General features: G+C 70.8%; 13 protein-coding genes and 1 pseudogene. 9 read left to right on the forward strand and 5 right to left on the reverse strand.

Annotated elements, in window-relative coordinates; translation table 11 throughout:
* Positions 1–49: 49 nt before the first annotated feature.
* Positions 50–211, reverse strand: a complete 162-nt coding sequence (locus tag ACFV1W_RS22730; protein WP_380419037.1) for a hypothetical protein — start codon at positions 209–211, stop codon at positions 50–52.
* Positions 212–555: 344 nt separating this feature from the next.
* Here ACFV1W_RS22730 and ACFV1W_RS22735 point away from each other — a divergent pair, with 344 nt between their 5' ends.
* Both ACFV1W_RS22735 and ACFV1W_RS22740 read left to right on the forward strand, forming a co-directional pair.
* The gene (locus tag ACFV1W_RS22735; protein ID WP_380419038.1) at positions 556–2,553 is read left to right on the forward strand and encodes an aldehyde dehydrogenase family protein; all 1,998 of its coding nucleotides are present in this window, start codon (positions 556–558) and stop codon (positions 2,551–2,553) included.
* Between the two features lie 281 nt (positions 2,554–2,834).
* On the forward strand, positions 2,835–3,530 hold the full coding sequence (locus ACFV1W_RS22740; protein WP_380419039.1) for a methyltransferase domain-containing protein: 696 nt from the start codon (positions 2,835–2,837) through the stop codon (positions 3,528–3,530).
* A gap of 157 nt (positions 3,531–3,687) precedes the next feature.
* Here the strand turns inward: ACFV1W_RS22740 and ACFV1W_RS22745 are convergent, their stop codons facing one another.
* The gene (locus tag ACFV1W_RS22745) at positions 3,688–4,866 is read right to left on the reverse strand and encodes a PP2C family protein-serine/threonine phosphatase (protein ID WP_380419040.1); all 1,179 of its coding nucleotides are present in this window, start codon (positions 4,864–4,866) and stop codon (positions 3,688–3,690) included.
* A 172-nt stretch (positions 4,867–5,038) separates the two neighbouring features.
* Between ACFV1W_RS22745 and ACFV1W_RS22750 the strand changes: the two genes are divergently transcribed.
* Positions 5,039–5,173 carry a hypothetical protein gene (locus ACFV1W_RS22750; RefSeq protein ID WP_380419041.1) on the forward strand — a complete coding sequence of 45 codons (135 nt, stop codon included), beginning with the start codon at positions 5,039–5,041 and terminating at the stop codon, positions 5,171–5,173.
* 192 nt (positions 5,174–5,365) lie between these two features.
* Here the strand turns inward: ACFV1W_RS22750 and ACFV1W_RS22755 are convergent, their stop codons facing one another.
* Positions 5,366–5,773, reverse strand: coding sequence for an RICIN domain-containing protein (locus ACFV1W_RS22755; protein WP_380419069.1), 408 nt, complete (start codon positions 5,771–5,773; stop codon positions 5,366–5,368).
* On the opposite strand from ACFV1W_RS22755, the pseudogene ACFV1W_RS22760 reads away from it, so the two are divergent.
* The 3 genes and pseudogenes from ACFV1W_RS22760 to ACFV1W_RS22770 all read left to right on the forward strand — a co-directional run.
* Positions 5,774–6,001 (forward strand): annotated as a pseudogene (locus ACFV1W_RS22760) (LUD domain-containing protein); the annotation flags it as partial.
* A gap of 287 nt (positions 6,002–6,288) precedes the next feature.
* A complete protein-coding gene (locus tag ACFV1W_RS22765) occupies positions 6,289–6,723 on the forward strand; it encodes an LUD domain-containing protein (protein ID WP_380419070.1) in 435 nt (144 codons plus the stop codon).
* A gap of 399 nt (positions 6,724–7,122) precedes the next feature.
* Positions 7,123–7,785: a hypothetical protein gene (locus tag ACFV1W_RS22770; RefSeq protein WP_380419042.1), complete on the forward strand. Its 663-nt coding sequence runs from the start codon at positions 7,123–7,125 to the stop codon at positions 7,783–7,785.
* A gap of 25 nt (positions 7,786–7,810) precedes the next feature.
* Here the strand turns inward: ACFV1W_RS22770 and ACFV1W_RS22775 are convergent, their stop codons facing one another.
* On the reverse strand, positions 7,811–7,933 hold the full coding sequence (locus ACFV1W_RS22775) for a hypothetical protein (RefSeq protein WP_380419043.1): 123 nt from the start codon (positions 7,931–7,933) through the stop codon (positions 7,811–7,813).
* A 311-nt stretch (positions 7,934–8,244) separates the two neighbouring features.
* Here ACFV1W_RS22775 and ACFV1W_RS22780 point away from each other — a divergent pair, with 311 nt between their 5' ends.
* Entirely contained in the window at positions 8,245–10,470 is a 2,226-nt protein-coding gene (locus ACFV1W_RS22780; protein WP_380419044.1) for a hypothetical protein, read from the forward strand.
* Positions 10,471–10,647: 177 nt separating this feature from the next.
* The gene (locus tag ACFV1W_RS22785) at positions 10,648–13,380 is read left to right on the forward strand and encodes a glycosyl hydrolase (RefSeq protein WP_380419045.1); all 2,733 of its coding nucleotides are present in this window, start codon (positions 10,648–10,650) and stop codon (positions 13,378–13,380) included.
* Between the two features lie 1,394 nt (positions 13,381–14,774).
* On the opposite strand, the gene ACFV1W_RS22790 is transcribed toward ACFV1W_RS22785, so the two are convergent.
* The gene (locus ACFV1W_RS22790; protein WP_380419046.1) at positions 14,775–15,491 is read right to left on the reverse strand and encodes an SDR family oxidoreductase; all 717 of its coding nucleotides are present in this window, start codon (positions 15,489–15,491) and stop codon (positions 14,775–14,777) included.
* Positions 15,492–15,633: 142 nt separating this feature from the next.
* Between ACFV1W_RS22790 and ACFV1W_RS22795 the strand changes: the two genes are divergently transcribed.
* Positions 15,634–16,581 (forward strand): AraC family transcriptional regulator, encoded by a 948-nt coding sequence (locus ACFV1W_RS22795; protein WP_380419047.1) that lies wholly within the window; start codon positions 15,634–15,636, stop codon positions 16,579–16,581.
* Positions 16,582–16,936: the final 355 nt, after the last annotated feature.

Here is a 16,936-nt window from a genome sequence, read left to right on the forward strand (position 1 = left end):
GGCGGCGGATTTCCACCTCACGCAGCGGCCCTTGCTTCCGTGCTCGGGATCACCGCTGAGCTATCAGATCCATCTCGCCGCGGACGGCCGCTGCGGGCGTCAGCAGCTCGGCGTGGATCTCGCGGATGGTCCGCTCGCCTTCCTCGGCCAGGACCGCCCTCGTGATCCGCCAGTCAGCGGGGGCGGCCTCCGGGCGGGCCAAGCCATGCATCTACAGCCGATCGACGATACCGGTGACGCTGGACAAGTAACGGCGAGCAGGTCGGCGAGGGCCTGCGTGGACTTGGGACGCCGAAGGAAGCTCGGCATCGTGCCCTGCGTCAGGGTGAGGCCGCGCGCTGCCGCCACAGTGACGAAGCTCCGGTAGTGCGCGGCCACGGCCCGGGCCGGCTGGTCCACGAGCTCGATCGGCGCGGGGGCGGCACGCGGGGTGACACTGGTCACAGTCCGACCGAGCAGAGATTAGTTGGCATCTTCAACTATTGAGGTCTACCATCGACGCATTGCTTGAGACTCTCAATCATCGATGATCTCAATTCTTTCTGGAGCACTACCATGACCGCCGCCCTCTTCGTCGTCACCGGCGCCGCGCACTGGACTCTCGCCGACGGCAGCCTCCACCCGACCGGCTACTGGGCCGAGGAGCTCGCCGAGCCACACCGGATCTTCCGCGAGGCCGGCTACGAGATCACCATCGCCACGCCCGGCGGGGTCGCGGCCCCCGTCGACCGTGGCAGCCTGACCGCCGAGGCCAACGGCGGCCAGGAGCGGGCCGACGCCATCGCCGGGTACCTCGACTCCATCCAGGCCTCGCTCAGCAGCCCCGCCACGCTGGAGGACATCGACCCGGACGCCTACGACCTGGTCTTCTACCCCGGCGGCCACGGCCCCATGGAGGACCTCGCGGTCAACGAGGCGTCCGGCCGGATCCTCACCCGCGCCCTCGACTCGGGCCGGCCCCTCGGCGTGGTCTGCCACGCGCCGGCCGCGATGCTCGCCGCGCGCCGCACAGACGGCAGCTGGCCCTTCGCCGGGTACCGCATGACGGCGTTCACCAACGCCGAGGAGGCCGCGGTCGGCCTGGCCGACCGCGCCACGTGGCTGGTCCAGGACCGCCTGGTCGAGCTGGGCGCCGACTTCGCCGAGGCCGCCCCGTTCACCCCGCACATCGCCGTCGACCGCAACCTGTACACCGGGCAGAATCCGGCCTCCTCCGCGGCCCTGGCCCACCGGCTGGTCGAGGCGCTCGCCACCGACGCCGCCACCGTCGTGAAGCGGCTGCGCGCCACGTTCCGGTCCGGGCACACCAAGCCGCTCGCCTGGCGCCTCGACCAGCTGCAGGCTCTGCGCTCACTGCTCACCGAGCAGTCCCAGGCACTTCTGGCCGCCCTCAACGCCGATCTGGGCAAGGGCGAAGCCGAAGCGCACCGTACCGAGGTGGCCTTCACGATCAACGAGATCGATCACACGGTGAAGCATCTGGAGGAGTGGCTGCAGCCGAAGCCGGCCGGCGTTCCCGACGCCTTCCTTCCGGCCGAGGCCCGGGTCGTGCGCGACCCGCTCGGCGTGGTCCTGATCATCGCTCCGTGGAACTACCCGCTGCAGCTGGCCCTCGCCCCGCTGGTGGGCGCCCTGGCGGCCGGGAACACCGCCGTGGTCAAGCCCAGCGAGCTGGCCCCGTCGACCTCGGCGGCCATCGCCCGCCTGCTGCCCCGCTACCTCGACCCGCAAGCCGTCGCCGTGGTGGAGGGCGCCGTCCCCGAGACCACCGCGCTGCTGGAGCAGCACTTCGACCACATCTTCTACACCGGCAACGGCGTGGTCGGCCGGATCGTCATGACGGCCGCCGCCAAGCACCTCACCCCCGTCACCCTCGAACTCGGCGGCAAGAGCCCCGTCGTGGTCGAGCCCGGCGTCGACCTGGCCGCGACCGCGCAGCGTCTCGTCCGGGGCAAGTTCCTCAACGCCGGCCAGACCTGCGTCGCCCCCGACTACGTCCTGGCCGTCGGCGACACCGCCGCCGCGCTCGAGACCGAACTGGCCGCCGCCGTCCGCACGGCCTACGGCGACGAACCGGCCGACAACCCCGAGTACGGACGGATCGTCAACCAACGCCACTTCGACCGCCTCACCGCCCTGCTCGCCGACGGACGCGTCGTCACCGGCGGCGGCCACGACCGCGCCACCCGCTACATCGCCCCCACCGTGCTCGCCGATGTCCCACCCGCGGCACCCGTGATGCAGCAGGAGATCTTCGGACCGATCCTACCGATCATCACCGTGCCCGACCTCGACGCGGCGATCGCCTTCATCAACGAGCGCGACAAGCCGCTCGCGCTGTACGCCTTCACCGACTCCGACCACACCAAGCAGCGCCTGGCCGAGGAGACCACGTCCGGCGCGCTCGTCTTCGGCCTGCCCGTGTCACACCTGGCGGTCCCCGAGCTGCCGTTCGGCGGCGTCGGCGAGAGCGGCATGGGCCGCTACCACGGCGAGTACTCCATCGACACGTTCAGCCACAGCAAGGCGATCCTCGACAAACCGCTCAGCTGAGACCACACCGACACCCTCGGACACCCATCGGATTCCAGATCGCCAGGATCCGGTCGGTGTCCGGGCCGTGCAGCACCACCTCGGCGTACTGGTCGAGCAGCAGCGCGACGGCTCGCCCCCACAGACGCCCGCATCCAGACCCCGGCACCAAGGACCACACCCCATGATCCGCCTGCCCGGTTCCCGCCTGGAGACCCACTCCTCCCGATGGAAGTCACCGCGCGCCACCGCCTGACCGCCTCCGACCTGCAGACCATGACCCTCGGCGCTCGCCCTGGCCGATGACCAGGACCGCGCCGCGCTCGCAAGTGGCCGTCTCCTACATCGAGAGCTTCGGGCAGGTCGACCCGCTCGTGCTGCCCGGGGCGACCGCGTGCTACGAGTGTTTCCGGAACGTCGGCGAGCTGGAACAGTATCTTGCTCCTGGCGAGCAGCCGGGTCCGGACCTCAACCCCGGTTTTCAGGCCGGAAGTTATGGTCCTCTCAAGACGATCGTGGCATCCATGGCCGCCAACGAGGTACTGCGCTGCCTTCTCGGTGCCGACTGCCGCTCGGCCGGCACCAGGCTGATGCTGGACTCCCGCTCCTACCGACTTCACAACGAGCACTTCCCGCGCCACGGCGACTGTCCTTCCTGCGGCTCCGTCATCGCGGACCCCCGCTGGTCCACCGCCGTGCAACAGGTGAAACTCGAAGACATCTACGACGCCGGCCGTGCGGATGCCTCGTTCTTCGTCCTGGACGGACTCATGGAGAAGATCTCACGAAGCGCCGCCGAACACGGGCCCGGCTGGAAAGCCCTTGACTACGGGTGCGGCACGGGCGAGCAAACGCGGGCGCTGGCAGACCACGGAGCCGACGTGGTCGCTTTCGACCGCTCCGAGCGAATGCTGGAACTGCTCCGGGACAAGCTCCCGACCCGCCTGGCTCCCCAGGTCACCACAGTCGCCGGCACTTCCCTTGGTAGTCGCGGCTGACCTCCCGGTCGCCTCGAGTTCGAGCGGCGCGGTGCCGCTTCTGGGTGTCGCGGGCCTCGCGTACCGCGCCGAGCGCGGCCCGGGACTTGGTGACCGCGCCCTCGAAGTCGCCGTTGCGGATGGCTGATGCAGTGCGCCACATCACGGGTGAACGTGCTCACTGACGGGAGCCGCCTGCGTGGAATGCCTTTCCCAGGCGGTGGCCGGGATGCGGGGTGGGCGGGCGGTGGATGGCGACGAGCGCGGCGTCGTCGTCGAGTCGCCCGCCGACGTGGGCGAGGAGATCGCGGCGGATGTGGTGCAGGAGTACGTCGGGAGAGCTGTCCGTCCAGTTGGCGATCCGTTCCGGGAGGGGGTAGAAGTCGCCGTCGTGATCGCGGGCCTCGATGACGCCGTCGGTGTAGAGGAGCAGGGTGTCGCCGGCATGGAAGGCGGCCACATCGGGCGTGTGGTCTGCCGCCGCCATCGCGGCCACACCCAGTGGAGGCGCGGGGTGCAGGCTCAGGGGGGAAACCGAGTGGTCGGGTGTGAGAAGCAGGGGCGGGGGATGCCCGCAGCTGATCATCTGGGTGGCGGAGCTGCGGTCTGGGATCTCCAGCAGCAGAGCGGTGGCGAAGTGCTCTCCCGCGTCGCCGTCCGAGGTCGCGAAGTCGGCCTCGTAGCGGCTGATGCTGTGCTCCAGGGCTGCGGCCAGCGCTGGAAGGTCCGCGTGCTGGTGTGCCGCCTCGCGGAAGGCTCCGAGCAGGATCGCGGCCTCTCCGACTGCAGGCAGGCCCTTGCCCCTGACGTCGCCGATCATCACTCGGACCCCGTCTTCGGTGCGGGTGGCCGCATACAGGTCACCGCCGATCCGGGCCTCTTCCTCGGCGGCCAGATAGAGGCAGGAGATCTGCAGCGGACCGATCTGGTCGGGCAGCGGCCACAACAGGACGTGCTGCGCGGCCTCGGACACGGACCGCACCTTGGCCAGCTGGCGATCGCGCCGCTCGCGCACCAGACAGAAGCAGACGACCAGGACCGACAGCACGGCGAGGGTGACGATCTGCACCAGGTGGTTCGTCGTGGTCAGTCCCCCGTGGAAGACCGCGATGATCACCTGCGCTGCCAGGGCCAGCGCTCCCATGGCCCCGGTCAACCGGGGACCGGCGAACGACGCGGTGATCGCGGGCGCGATGACCAGAGCCGGCCCCAGGTGGATGTCAGCGGGAGAACGCAGGTCCACCACGGTGATCACCACGATGAGCACAAGCGGAATCACCAGCAGCGCATAGCGCGACCGCCATAGCTGCCCCAGACCGGCGAAACGCCGCCCGAAACCCACCTTTTCACTGTGCACCTCTCCCGTTTGCTGTGCACCTCTCCCGTTTGCTGTGCACCTCTCCCGCGTCGCCGACGAACGCGGAGGAGCCCTGTCGCGGATCCGGGGCACCCTTGCCACACAAGCCCGTGCTTGCGCCGGGGACGCTCGTTGAGCTGGATACCTACCGGTCGCAGGACGGCGGTGCGAGGTGGCTCCGAATCTCGCTTCCGATCATGATCTGACAAGTCACAGCGTCCTCTCCACGAACGGCGCAGCGTGGCTCTCGATCTCGCTGTCGGAGTGGCAGACCGAGCGGCTGGAGGCCCTCGGCGTGGTCTGGTAGCCCCGCCGTGTCCGGGGCCGTCGCTACAGTGGCCCGGCGCTGAGAAGCCAAGGGGCCCCTCCGGGCAGGCGTCGTGATCCCCCGCGCGCCGCAGGGCTCCCCGCTTCGCCGAAGAAGCGGGGAGCCGTGCGGTCGGCCGGAGGGGAGGCGGCCCGCCGGATCTACGCCGGACTGCCTCCTTCGCGGACCGGGTCAGTCCACGTTCACGACCTTCCACAACTGGCTGTCGGCGCTGGTGTCCGTCGTCTGGACGAGCTGAGCGCCCGCCGAGGTCGACGCGCCGGACACGTCGAGCAGCTTGCCGCTGTTCACGTTCTTGATCTTGTAGTAGCCGCTTCCGGTGTCGATCAGCGTCCAGTGCTGGTCCGCGGCGCTGGTGTCGGTCGCCTGGACGATGTTCGCACCGTCCGCGGTGGAAGCACCGCTGACGTCCAGGCTCATGGGGCTGTTCCGGCTGACGACCTTGTAACCGCTCTCACCCACCGGGACGAAGCTCCAGTTCTGGTTCGCGGCGCCGTTGTCGGTCCACTGGTCGAGGTTGCGCCCGGAGGTCGTCGCCGCACCCGAGACGTCGGCCACAAGCGCGCTGTGCTTGTCGATCTGAGCGCCAAGGTCGCGGTGTCGGGCGCCAACTTCGCGGTTGCCGACACGGGGACGGTCGTGGTGGTCGAGTCGGAGGGCAACAGGCGGATGTGCCTGACCCTGCCCGACACCCTGATCACCGTGATGGGCATCGAGAAGGTCCTGCCCACCTGGTCGGATCTGGAGGTGTTCCTGCAACTGCTGCCGCGTTCCTCCACCGGTGAGCGGATGAACCCGTACACCTCGACGTCCCGCCCGACGAGACCCCGGACGACGTCCCCGTCCCGCGCGACTACCGCCGCAGCCACGCCAGCCCCGGCCAGGACACCGTCGCGCTCTTCGCCGAACGGGTCGCCGACTACCGCACCGACCGCGCCGGCCTGCACGACGCCATCGCCGCCGCCCTCACCCGGCACGGGGCCCGACGGCTCGCCCTGCCCAGCGGCTTCCCGGCCGAGCTGCTGCCGACCGGCAGCTGGGAGTGGCACCCCGAACCGCTCGACGTCCCCGACCTGGACGGTCTGGACGGCGCGATCACGCTCGCCGGCGCCGGCATCGCGATCACCGGCACCATCGTCCTGGACGCCGGCCCCGGCCAGGGCCGGCGAGCTCTCACCCTGGTGCCCGACTACCACCTGTGCATCGTCGGCGCCGAACAGATCGCCGACGACGTCCCCGAGGCGCTGACCCGCCTCGACCCCGCCCGCCCGCTCACCTTCGTCTCCGGCCCGTCCGCCACCAGCGGCATCGAACTCGACCACGTGGAAGGCGTGCACGGCCCCCGCACCCTGGACGTCATCATCGTCGATCCCTTTGAGGCGCTCGGCGATCCGGGGCTGGCCTACAAGACGGTGCTCACCGTCCTGGGTCGACTTCACGCCAAAGGGCTGCTGGACCGGGAGGGGTCGGCCGAGCGCACGCGTACGCGCCACGGCGGGGTCCGGCCGACGAGGTCGCCTCGCAGATGAACCGGGCGCTCGCCCGTGGCGCCCGACCGGGCGGCGGTGCTGCAGCACTTCGTCGCCAGGTTGGACCCGGAGAACAAACGGGCACTGCGAGACCTGCTCAACACCGGCGAGTAGGACGGCGACGCGGGGGGGACCGTCATGTACTTCACCGTGTACCTGTTGTTGCGCTGGCGGGCACCGCGGTCGCCCTGGCGGATGTCGGTGTCGCGCTCGTCCGCTGCCTCAACGCCCTTGCCCCGTAGACGGGTAACGGCGGCGTTGCCGCCGCGTGAGATTCGGTCGCACCTCTTGTGCGATGTCATGTCCCTCGTCACACTTCCGAGTTGCGAACACGCGCGCACTTCTGCGTGAACGTCCTTCACTCCCTCACCTGTCGGGCGATCCCCGACTATCGAAAGGATGTTCAGTGTCACGCTCCCCCTGCCATCCGCGCGAAGAGGACGGATCGCCGCGCTCGCGGCACTCCTCACCGCGCTGCCCGGGCTCTGGCTCGGGTCCGCTCCCGCGCACGCGGCCCCGGCCGTTCCTCCGGTCCAGTTGTCCGCCGAGTCAGGGGCCGCCGTCCACCACGACACCTCCGTCCCACTGCGGGACCTCGCCGCCGCGGCGACCCTCGCGCCCGGCCCCGAGCACCAGGGGAAGAACCACGAGGAGCGGCTGCCGCATCCGCCGGCCGCGCACATCCCCGACCCGGTGGTGCAGGACACGCCCGGCGGGCCGTCCGTCCCCTCGACCGGCGCGAGCTTCGACGGGATCGGCTCGGCGAACTACTCGGTGACCGGCGTGCCGCCGGATCCGCACGCCGCCGTCGGCTCGCCCCAGATCGTCGAGACGGTCAACACCGCCTACGCCGTCTACTCCAAGACCGGTGCCACCGTCCTCGCGCCGACCAGCACCCTGCTCACCGGCCGGCGGTGCGGTGGCGCCGTCGAGGTCGGAGGCGAGCAGCCCGCCGTACGAGGAGGAGGTGGTGGTGAAGCACTGCTGAGTGGCAGCGGCGCCGGTCAGCATCTTCGAGCAGCCTCAGCAGCTGGACCGGCACCGGCCCGGCCACCGGCGTAACCACCAGCAGCCCGCACAGCGGCAGTTACGCCGCCCTGCTCGGATCGGCCTCACCGACCAACGGCGACTCCTCGATCGCGAAGACCTTCACCGCGCCGACCGGCACCAGCACCCCGGCCTTCCGGTACAACGTGACCTGTCCCGACACCGTCACCTACGACTGGGCGACGGCCACCCTCAAGGACAACACCACGGGCACCACGACCACGGTCCTCGCCAAGACCTGCGTGGCGTCCTCCGGCTGGGTACAGAAGACCGCCACCGTCACCGCCGGGCACTCCTACACGCTCGCCCTGACCAGCCACGACGACAACTGGACGGGCGACGCCACCTACACCAAGGTTCGACGACGTCACCCTCGTCTGACATCCCCCGCACCTCGACCAGGGCAGGCCGCAGACCCCCGGACCGCGGCCCGCCCTCCGCCATCCGCACCTCCCACCCACGCAAGGAGCCCGGATGCGACACCCACGCACAACAACGGCCTGGCGGCGCCCGCTCGCCACGCTCGCCTCGGCGGCCCTCGCCTTCGCCGCCTGGAACGCGGTCCCGGCGGCCGCCGCCACCTCGATCACCAACGGCGACTTCGAGACCGGAAGCCTCACCGGCTGGACCGGCACCGCCTCCGTCACCACCAACGGCCCGCACGGCGGCAGCTACGCCGCGATGCTCGGCAGCACCTCGCCCACCAACGGCGCCTCCTCGATCAGCCAGTCCTTCACCGCGCCGACCGGCAGCCCCGCCCTGTCCTTCTGGTACGACGTGACCTGCCCGGACACCGTCACCTACGACTGGGCCACGGCGACCCTGAAGGACACCACCGCCGGGACCACCAGCACCGTCCTGCCCAAGACCTGCACCAACGGCGCCGGCTGGAAGCAGATCACCAGCGCCCTCACGGCCGGCCACGCCTACACGCTGACACTGAGCAACCAGGACGACGACTGGCCCGGCGACGCCACGTACACCCTCTACGACGACGTGCAGGTCACCGGCGCGGCCGCGAACGACTTCTCCCTCGCGGACAACCCGGCCTCGGCCACCGTGAACGCCGGAGCGAGCGCGAGCTCCACCGTCTCCACCGCCGTCACCGCAGGTTCGGCCCAGACCGTGGCCCTCACCGCAAGCGGCCTGCCGAGCGGCGCCACCGCAGCGTTCAGCCCGTCCTCGGTGACGGCCGGTAACTCGTCCACGCTGACCGTCTCGACCGCCACGAGCACGCCCTCCGGCACGTACCCGATCACCGTCACCGGCACCGGCGCCTCCGCCACCCACACCGCCACCTTCACCCTCACGGTCAGCGGATCGGGCGGATCGGGCCTGGTACAGGTGAGCACGGACCCGTTCACCAACTCCACCAGCCAGCACGCCACCGAACTGGAACCGGACACCTTCGCCTACGGCAGCACCATCGTCTCCTCCGCCCAGGTCGGCCGCTTCACCGACGGCGGCTCCTCCGACATCAGCTGGAACACCTCCACCGACGGCGGCGCCACCTGGCAGCACGGCATGCTCCCCGGCATCACCACCTACCAGGGCGGCGGCAGCTGGGCCCGCGTCTCCGACCCCTCGGTCGCCTACGACGCCCGGCACGGCACCTGGATGATCACCGGCCTGGTCATCGACGCCAACGTCAACGGCGCCGGGGTCAGCGTCAGCCGCTCCGCGGACGGGGTGAGCTGGCAGAACCCGGTGATGGCGGTCGGCAACGACGGCCGGGGCTACGACAAGGAGTGGATCGTCTGCGACAACACGACCACCAGCCCGTACTACGGCAACTGCTACATCGAGGCCGACATCACCTCCTCCGGCAACACGGTGATCATGTCGACCTCACATGACGGCGGCGCGACCTGGTCCGCCCCGGCAAGCCCCTCCGGCACCAACGCCGGCCTCGGCGGCCAGCCGCTGGTCCAGCCCAACGGCACCGTCGTCGTACCGTTCTCCACCAACGGCAGCTCGATCCGGTCCTTCACCTCCACCAACGGCGGTGCCTCGTGGGGCTCCACCGTGCTGGTCGCCAACGTCTCCTCGCACGGTGTGGCGGGCAACCTGCGCGACGGCGAGGGCCTGCCCTCGGCTGAGATCGATGCGAGCGGGAAGGTCTACGTCGCCTGGCAGGACTGCCGGTTCCGCTCCGGCTGCCCGGCCAACGACATCGTGTACGCCACCTCGACCGACGGCACCACCTGGTCCGCCGTCACCCGCGTCCCGATCGACGCCACCACCAGCACCGTCGACCACTTCATCCCGGGCTTCGGCGTCGACCACGCCACCTCCGGCTCCACGGCCAAGCTCGGCCTGTACTACTACTTCTACCCGAACGCCAACTGCACGGCGTCCACCTGCCAGTTGGAGGTCGGTTTCACCTCCTCCGCCAACGGCGGCGCCACCTGGAGCACCGCGCAGACCGTCGCCGGTCCGATGTCCCTGTCGCAGATCGCCTCCACCACCCAGGGCAGCATGGTCGGCGACTACCTCTCCACCTCGGTGGTGAACGGCAAGGCCGTGGCGATCTTCGCCGTCGGCAAGGCCCCCGCCAACGGCCAGGCCTTCGACGAGGCCATGTACGCCGTCGGCGGCGGCCTCACCCTCCGCGCCGGCACCTCTCCCTCCAGCACCGGGCCGGTGCTCTACACCGCGCCCGACCGGGAACGGACTCTGCCCGCGGCTGTCCGCCGCTGACGTTCCCGCCCCGCCTTCCCGCCCCGCGCGGGAGGGCGGGGCTTTCTGTTGACCTTCAACTTTCTCAACAGATTTGGTTTTAGGCATTCGTTATGAGAATTCCCTTCACTCCGACTCGTTGAGCCGCGAGGCTTCGGTCTGATTCCGCCGGGACCGCGCGACCTCGCGACCCGCCGCATGGGAGGACCCACCATCGTGCCCCACAGGCAACGCCGACGGCTGCTGCTGCCCGCCGTCACCCTGACCGCGCTCGGACTGACCACCACCCAGGCCCTCGCCGCGCCGTCCGAGACGCCCAAGCCCCGCCCGCACCAGGCCCAGCACCAGGCCGAGATCGGCCAGAAGCACGCGAAGAAGACCCAGGGCAAGGGCGCGGCAGGTCCGGCGTTCAGCGCCAAGGCGACGTCCGCCGCCCCCGGCGAGGACGAGGGCGACGAGGCGGAGAACTCCGCCGAGGGCACCGCCCAGTACACCGAGGCCCGCACCGCCCCCGGCGTCGTCGCCCCCGGCGCGTACGGCGCGGCCTGGTCGCAGCTGCAGTCGATGCCGCACACGGGCGGGTCCTGGGACCACGTCACCAACAAGCCCTACAACGAGGACGACCCGCGCTACCGCGACGTCAACTCCAACTCCAGCGGCGGCGCCGGATTCACCACCGGCCGGATCACCGGCATCGCCGCCGACAACGACGGCTACGTGTACGCGGGCGGCGCCAACGGCGGCGTGTTCCGCTCCAGCACCGGCGGCGGCCAGTGGAAGTCCATCTCGGACAAGCTGCCGTCCCTCTCCACCGGCGCGCTGAACCTCGACGAGGGCGGGCGGCTCTGGTACGCCACCGGCGAGTCCAACACCGGCGCCACCTCCTACGTCGGCACCGGCGTGTACGTCCTCGCGGACCCCAAGCACGGCGAGTTCCAGCCCGGCAACCGGGTCGGCGGAGCCGAGCTGGAGTCCACGATCATCCACGCGCTGCGCTTCGGCGGCGGCAAGGTGTGGGCGGCCACCAGCCGCGGCGTGTGGAGCCACTCCACCACCGACCTGTCCGGCCCGTGGACCCTGGAGTTCGCGCCCAACCCCGACTACCTGCCCGGTGGTTCGAAGGCGGCCGACCCCAGCGCGCCGTACAAGAACATCGCCAACGACATCGCGATCGACCCCAAGGACCCGACCAAGGTCATCCTCGCGGTCGGCTGGCGCGGCGGCGACACCTACAACGGCTTCTACAGCAAGGCCACCGACGGCAGCTGGCAGCGCGTCGCCTCGCTGGGCGACCTGCCCACCGACGCCGCGAACGTCGGCAACGTGACCTTCGCCCGCTCGGCGGACGGCTCGCGCTACTACGCCATCGACCAGTCCCCGGACGTCATGGCGCACAACCCGGACACCGGCCTCAAGGGCATCTACGTCTCCAAGTCCGGCTCCCCTTCCGGACCGTGGACGCTGATCGCGGACAAGGACAAGCTCAAGAACTCCGGCTCCGCCCTCCAGGGCGCCGGCTACCAGCCCGGCATCCAGGCCTGGTACAACCAGTTCCTCCAGGTCGACCCCGCCAACCCCGACCACGTCTACGCGGGCCTGGAAGAGGTCCTGGAGACGAAGAACGGCGGCAACACCTGGATCGTCCCCGGCCCCTACTGGAACTTCCCGTTCCCCTGCTGGAGCATCGACCCCACCAAGCAGACCGGTGACTGCTCGCCGACCACCCACTCCGACCAGCACGCCGTCGCCATCGGCAGCTACAAGGGCAAGACGAGCGTCTACGTCGGCAACGACGGCGGCATCTACACCCGCCCGGTCAACGGTGCCGTCGACTCCGGCGGCCACGCCAAGGACTGGAAGTCCCTGGCCGACGGCACCATCGACACCCTCCAGTACTACTCGGTCGGCGTCGGCAAGGACCCGGCGGACCGCTCCGGCAAGGGCGTCCTCGTCACCGGCGGCCTCCAGGACAACGGCCAGTCCATCCTGCGCGCCCACGACAAGGTGATGGGCTCCAACTTCGGCGGCGACGGCGCCGACACCATCGTCGACCCCGCCAACGGCTGCAACACCGCCGCGGAGTACGTCTACCTCGACATGTGGGTCACCCAGAACTGCGCCGTCAACGACGGCAGCTGGAACACCGACCCCACCAAGGCCACCTCCTACGAGGTCGCCCCGCCCGACAAGGACCTCGGCGGCGCCGGCGCCCGCTTCATCGCCCCGATCACCAGCGACCCGAAGAACGTCAACACCTGGATCGCCGGCGGACGCCACGTCTGGGTCCAGAACAAGGGCTTCGCGATCCGCAGCGGCAGCGAGTGGACCACCGCCTACGACCTCGGCGCCGGACACGTCGCCACCGCCGTCGCCACCGTCAACGGCACGGTGTACGCGGGCTGGTGCGGCCCGTGCAACAACCAGGGCTTCAGCCGCGGCATCGCCGTGGGCAACACCGACGGCACCGGCTGGCACCAGCTCAACCTGCCCGTCGACGGCGCCCTGCCCAACCGCTACATCTCCTCCTTCGCCGTCGACGAGAACGACGCCAAGCACGTCTTCGTCGCGTTCAACGGCTTCTCCCGGACCTGGACGGAAGGCCCGGGCGCCGGCATCGGGCACCTCTTCGAGACCCACGACGGCGGCACCACCTGGACCGACGTCTCGGCCAACCTGCCCGACGTCCCCGCCACTTCCGTCAAGATCCTGCCGAACGGCGGCCTCGCACTGGGCACCGACCTCGCCGCCTTCTACCGCGCGCCCGGCGAGACCGACTTCCGGGTGCTGGGCCGCAACCTGCCCACCACCTCCGTCCAGCAGCTCAAGCTCGGCCCTGACGGCAAGCTCTACGCCGCCACCTTCGGCCGCGGCATCTGGTCCTTCAACCTCCACAGCCTCGGCCACGGCCGGCACGACGAGGTCGAGGACTGATCCGCCGTTCCACCGCACAACCGGTGCCCGGCCTGCTCACCCGAGCGCGCCGGGCACCGGCGTTCCGGAACCGGTCCGGCGCCGCGAACGTCCAAACCCGGAACCGAACGAGACCGGAGACACCCCACCGTGAAGAGACCCCTCGCCATCTCGGCCAGCGCGCTGCTGCTGCTTCTGACCGCCGCCTGCGGATCCGGTGGCGGCTCCGCGCCGACGCCGACCGGCTCGCCCACGCCTCCCGCCCAGAGCACAGCCCCGGTGTCGGCAGCCAGCCCCAGCGCAACGCCCACCGAAACCCCCGCACCGACGTCGGGGTCGCCCTCGGCGGGTGCGGGAACGACCGCCCCGCAACCCCCCGGGGGCCGCACCACAGCCCCGACCCGGACGGCCTCGCAGGGGTCCGCATCCGCGGGCAGCCATGTTCCCGTCACAGCGGCGCCGAGCCCCGCTGCCACTGCGGCCCTGCCTCCGAACGACGGGGAGAACCCGGTCGACCTCCAGCACCGCCCCGGCGGCGGGACCTCCCGTCCGGCGGGCTGATCCGCACGGGCGATAGCTCGGTCCACGGCGATGGCATCATCTGTTGCTGTCGGGCGGGGCGAGCTCGCACCGGCTGCGGCCCTGTTCCGTTCCCTGGGCGATCCGGCCCGCCTGGCGAGAGCCTGACCCAGCCCTCCCTGATCGGCCTGCTCGCCGCTGCGGAGACCGTGCTGACCGACACCGGCGACGCGGTCGCGCTCCGCCCCACCTACGGCGCCAGCGAGGGGAACGACCGGTGACGTGGACATGCCGGACTCGGTCGGGGCGTCTCTGCGCGCCGACGGGGCGTGGGCAGCAAGAAAGGCGGACGGCGCGTCCGACCCCCTGCGGTCGACGGGGCGTTCCTGGCGGCGCTCCTGCGACGTTGAGGTCGCCGCGCAGGGTGAAGGTGATTGCCCGGCTGCTCGCCCTGGGCGATGGGCACAGTGGCGAACTGGCAGAAGACCTCGACCGGACAGTCCCGCTCCTGCAGGCCAGCTACGCCGCCGCGTGACAATCGGGTCCGTCTCACCTGCAGCGGCCGAGCCCGATCCAGGTGGCTGTCTGCTGACCCGGCCCTCCGGGGTGCCGCAGGGCCGGGCCACGGGTCAGTTCTCGATGCCGAAGTAGCGGCTGAGGTCGTCCCCGGACTCCACTGGGCCCACATCTCATTGGTGCTGCCGGTCATGCAGATGCAGGTGTTGCCGTTGTTGACAGCAACGGTGTTGCGGCCTCCGGCACTTCCCGGTGCAGATCCTGCGCTCGGCCGAACTCCTGGGGGCATCCGCGCACTTGGCAGTCACAGGTACGCCGCCAGGAGCTCTCGTTCGTCGACTGCTTGCTGCGCGATGCACGTCCGATTCGGCCGGCCCATGTCACACCAGTGCCCCGCCGCCGTCTACCGCGAGGGTGGTGCCGGTGACGTAGCCGTTGGCCAGGACGAAGAGGTAGGCCGCCGCCGCTTCCGCGGCAGTGCCGACGCGGCCGGTGAGCAGCTGGGACCCGGCGTCATGGAGGAAGGCGTCCGGATCCGGGACGCTGCCGTCCCACAGCTCGGTGCCGATCACGCCGGGCTGGATCACGTTGACACGCAGCGGGGCGAGTTCGACGGCGAGTGCCCGGGCCAGGGCCTCGATGCCGCCGGTGACACCTGCCGTGAGCGCGGTTCCAGGCACGGGGCGGATTGCGAGCACGCCGGAGCTGAAGGTGATCGAGCCGCCTTCGCGCAGTCGCGGTGCGGCGTACTTGGCGGACAGGAACGCGCCCCAGAACCGGCGCTCGAAGGCGGCCCTGGCCTCCTGCGGGGTGGTGTCGGCCAACGGCTTGATCACCAGGGATTCGCCCGCGGTGTAGACGAGGTGGTCGAACTGTCCGACCTGCTCGAAGAACGCGGCGATGGCGTCGCCGTCGGCGACGTCCAGGCGTCGGCCTTCGGCCGGTGCGCCCAGCCGCTTCGTCGCAGCGTCCACGCGGCCCTGGCTGCTGGAGGCGACCACGACGTTCGCGCCGCCCGCCGCGGCCTGCCGGGCCACCTCGAAGCCGATGCCGGAGGTTCCGCCGATGATCACGATCTTCTTGCCGGCCAGAGACATGGGATCCGCTCCTTCGTCGATGCGGTGCCGCTTCGGCGACCGCCCTGACATGAACCTACGTCTCCCAATCGAGATGACGAATGCCCAGAAGTCTTGGATTCCATGTCACATCGTCTCGCTGAACGAGCACTAGAGTGGCGCCATGGACATCCTGAGCGACACCCTCGAAGTCCTGCGGACGGGACGTCCGATGGTGACCCGCACCGAAGCCCACGCGCCTTGGGCCCTGAAGTTCCAACCCGTTTCAGGAGCCGGGTTCCACGTGGTCGTGGAAGGGCACTGCCATCTGCTTCCACCGCACGGTCAACCGCTCGCGCTCGGCCCGGGCGACATCGTGTTCCTGCGGCGGGGCAGCGGGCACACGTTGTGCGACGCGCCCGGCCGCGACCCGGTGGACTTCGTCCCGGAGCGCGTGGACCGTTCCTCTCCGATCGGCCGGGTCACCATGGACGGCTCGGGGCCGCGGACGGTGCTGGTGTGCGGCGCGTACGCGATCGACGTCGATCGGCCGCATCCGCTGTTCGGCGATCTACCGGAGGTCGTCCATCTCCCCGCGGTCCCCGGCCGCCACGCGGCGTTGCGCTCGGCCGTCGATCAGCTGTGTGCCGAGTTCCACGCGCCGCAGCCGGGCTCGGACGCGGTCGTCTCGGCGCTCATCGACCTGCTGCTGCTGTACATCCTGCGGGCGTGGTACGCCGAACCGCCGGAGGAACGGACCCCGGGGTGGGCGGCCGCGCTGACCGACCCGTTGGTCGCCCCGGCCCTGAAGGCGATCCACGACGATCCCGGCCACCCATGGACCGTGGAGTCGCTGGGCACCCGCGCCGGGCTGTCCCGCGCCGCGTTCGCCCGCCGGTTCGCCTCGGTGGTCGGCGAGCCGCCGTTGACCTACCTGACCAACTGGCGTATGGCCACCGCGGCCCGCCTGCTGCACCGATCGCCGGCGCCGCTGAGCACGATCGCGCAGCGCACGGGGTACACGTCGGAGTTCGCCTTCGCCAAGGCGTTCAAGCGACACTTCGGATCGCCACCGGGCGCCTACCGCAAGCAGGTCGGGACGGCGGGGGACCAGGCAGGCGGGCACGACTGACGGCAAGCAGGACAGCACCGCGTGGCGAGCTCGCGGGCCGGTCACCGACGACACGGCGCACGGGCCTTCACCGTGCAGGATGTGTCCCGTCGGCCCCTCAGTGGTTCTGGCGTCGGGAGCAGGGCCTCACGGGCGGCCGGGGAGGAGTCGCACTCCCGAGCCGCCCGGAGGCCCTGCCGTCAGGCTTCCCCGGCCCTCACTGACCCGGTCCTCCGCCGGTCCCCGCGGTGGCAACCCGGGGAACCGGCAGCCGGTCGCGACCCTGCTGCGCCCTGTGGCGGACCGCGCCTGACCAGCGGCTTCCGACGGCCACGGATAATGGCCTGGCCACCGGGCGGCCGTGCCCGCGGCACCG

Origin of the sequence: Kitasatospora sp. NPDC059648, assembly GCF_042734825.1 — a bacterium.
Taxonomy (GTDB): domain Bacteria; phylum Actinomycetota; class Actinomycetes; order Streptomycetales; family Streptomycetaceae; genus Kitasatospora.

Excerpts from the sequence above, each read along its gene's own strand:
- ACFV1W_RS22795 (WP_380419047.1), top strand. The coding sequence starts at position 15,634 with ATGGACATCCTGAGCGACACCCTCGAAGTCCTGCGGACGGGACGTCCG.
- ACFV1W_RS22790 (WP_380419046.1), bottom strand. The coding sequence starts at position 15,491 with ATGTCTCTGGCCGGCAAGAAGATCGTGATCATCGGCGGAACCTCCGGC.
- ACFV1W_RS22730 (WP_380419037.1), bottom strand. The coding sequence starts at position 211 with ATGCATGGCTTGGCCCGCCCGGAGGCCGCCCCCGCTGACTGGCGGATC.
- ACFV1W_RS22735 (WP_380419038.1), top strand. The coding sequence starts at position 556 with ATGACCGCCGCCCTCTTCGTCGTCACCGGCGCCGCGCACTGGACTCTC.
- ACFV1W_RS22780 (WP_380419044.1), top strand. The coding sequence starts at position 8,245 with ATGCGACACCCACGCACAACAACGGCCTGGCGGCGCCCGCTCGCCACG.
- ACFV1W_RS22785 (WP_380419045.1), top strand. The coding sequence starts at position 10,648 with ATGGGAGGACCCACCATCGTGCCCCACAGGCAACGCCGACGGCTGCTG.
- ACFV1W_RS22740 (WP_380419039.1), top strand. The coding sequence starts at position 2,835 with ATGACCAGGACCGCGCCGCGCTCGCAAGTGGCCGTCTCCTACATCGAG.
- ACFV1W_RS22770 (WP_380419042.1), top strand. The coding sequence starts at position 7,123 with ATGTTCAGTGTCACGCTCCCCCTGCCATCCGCGCGAAGAGGACGGATC.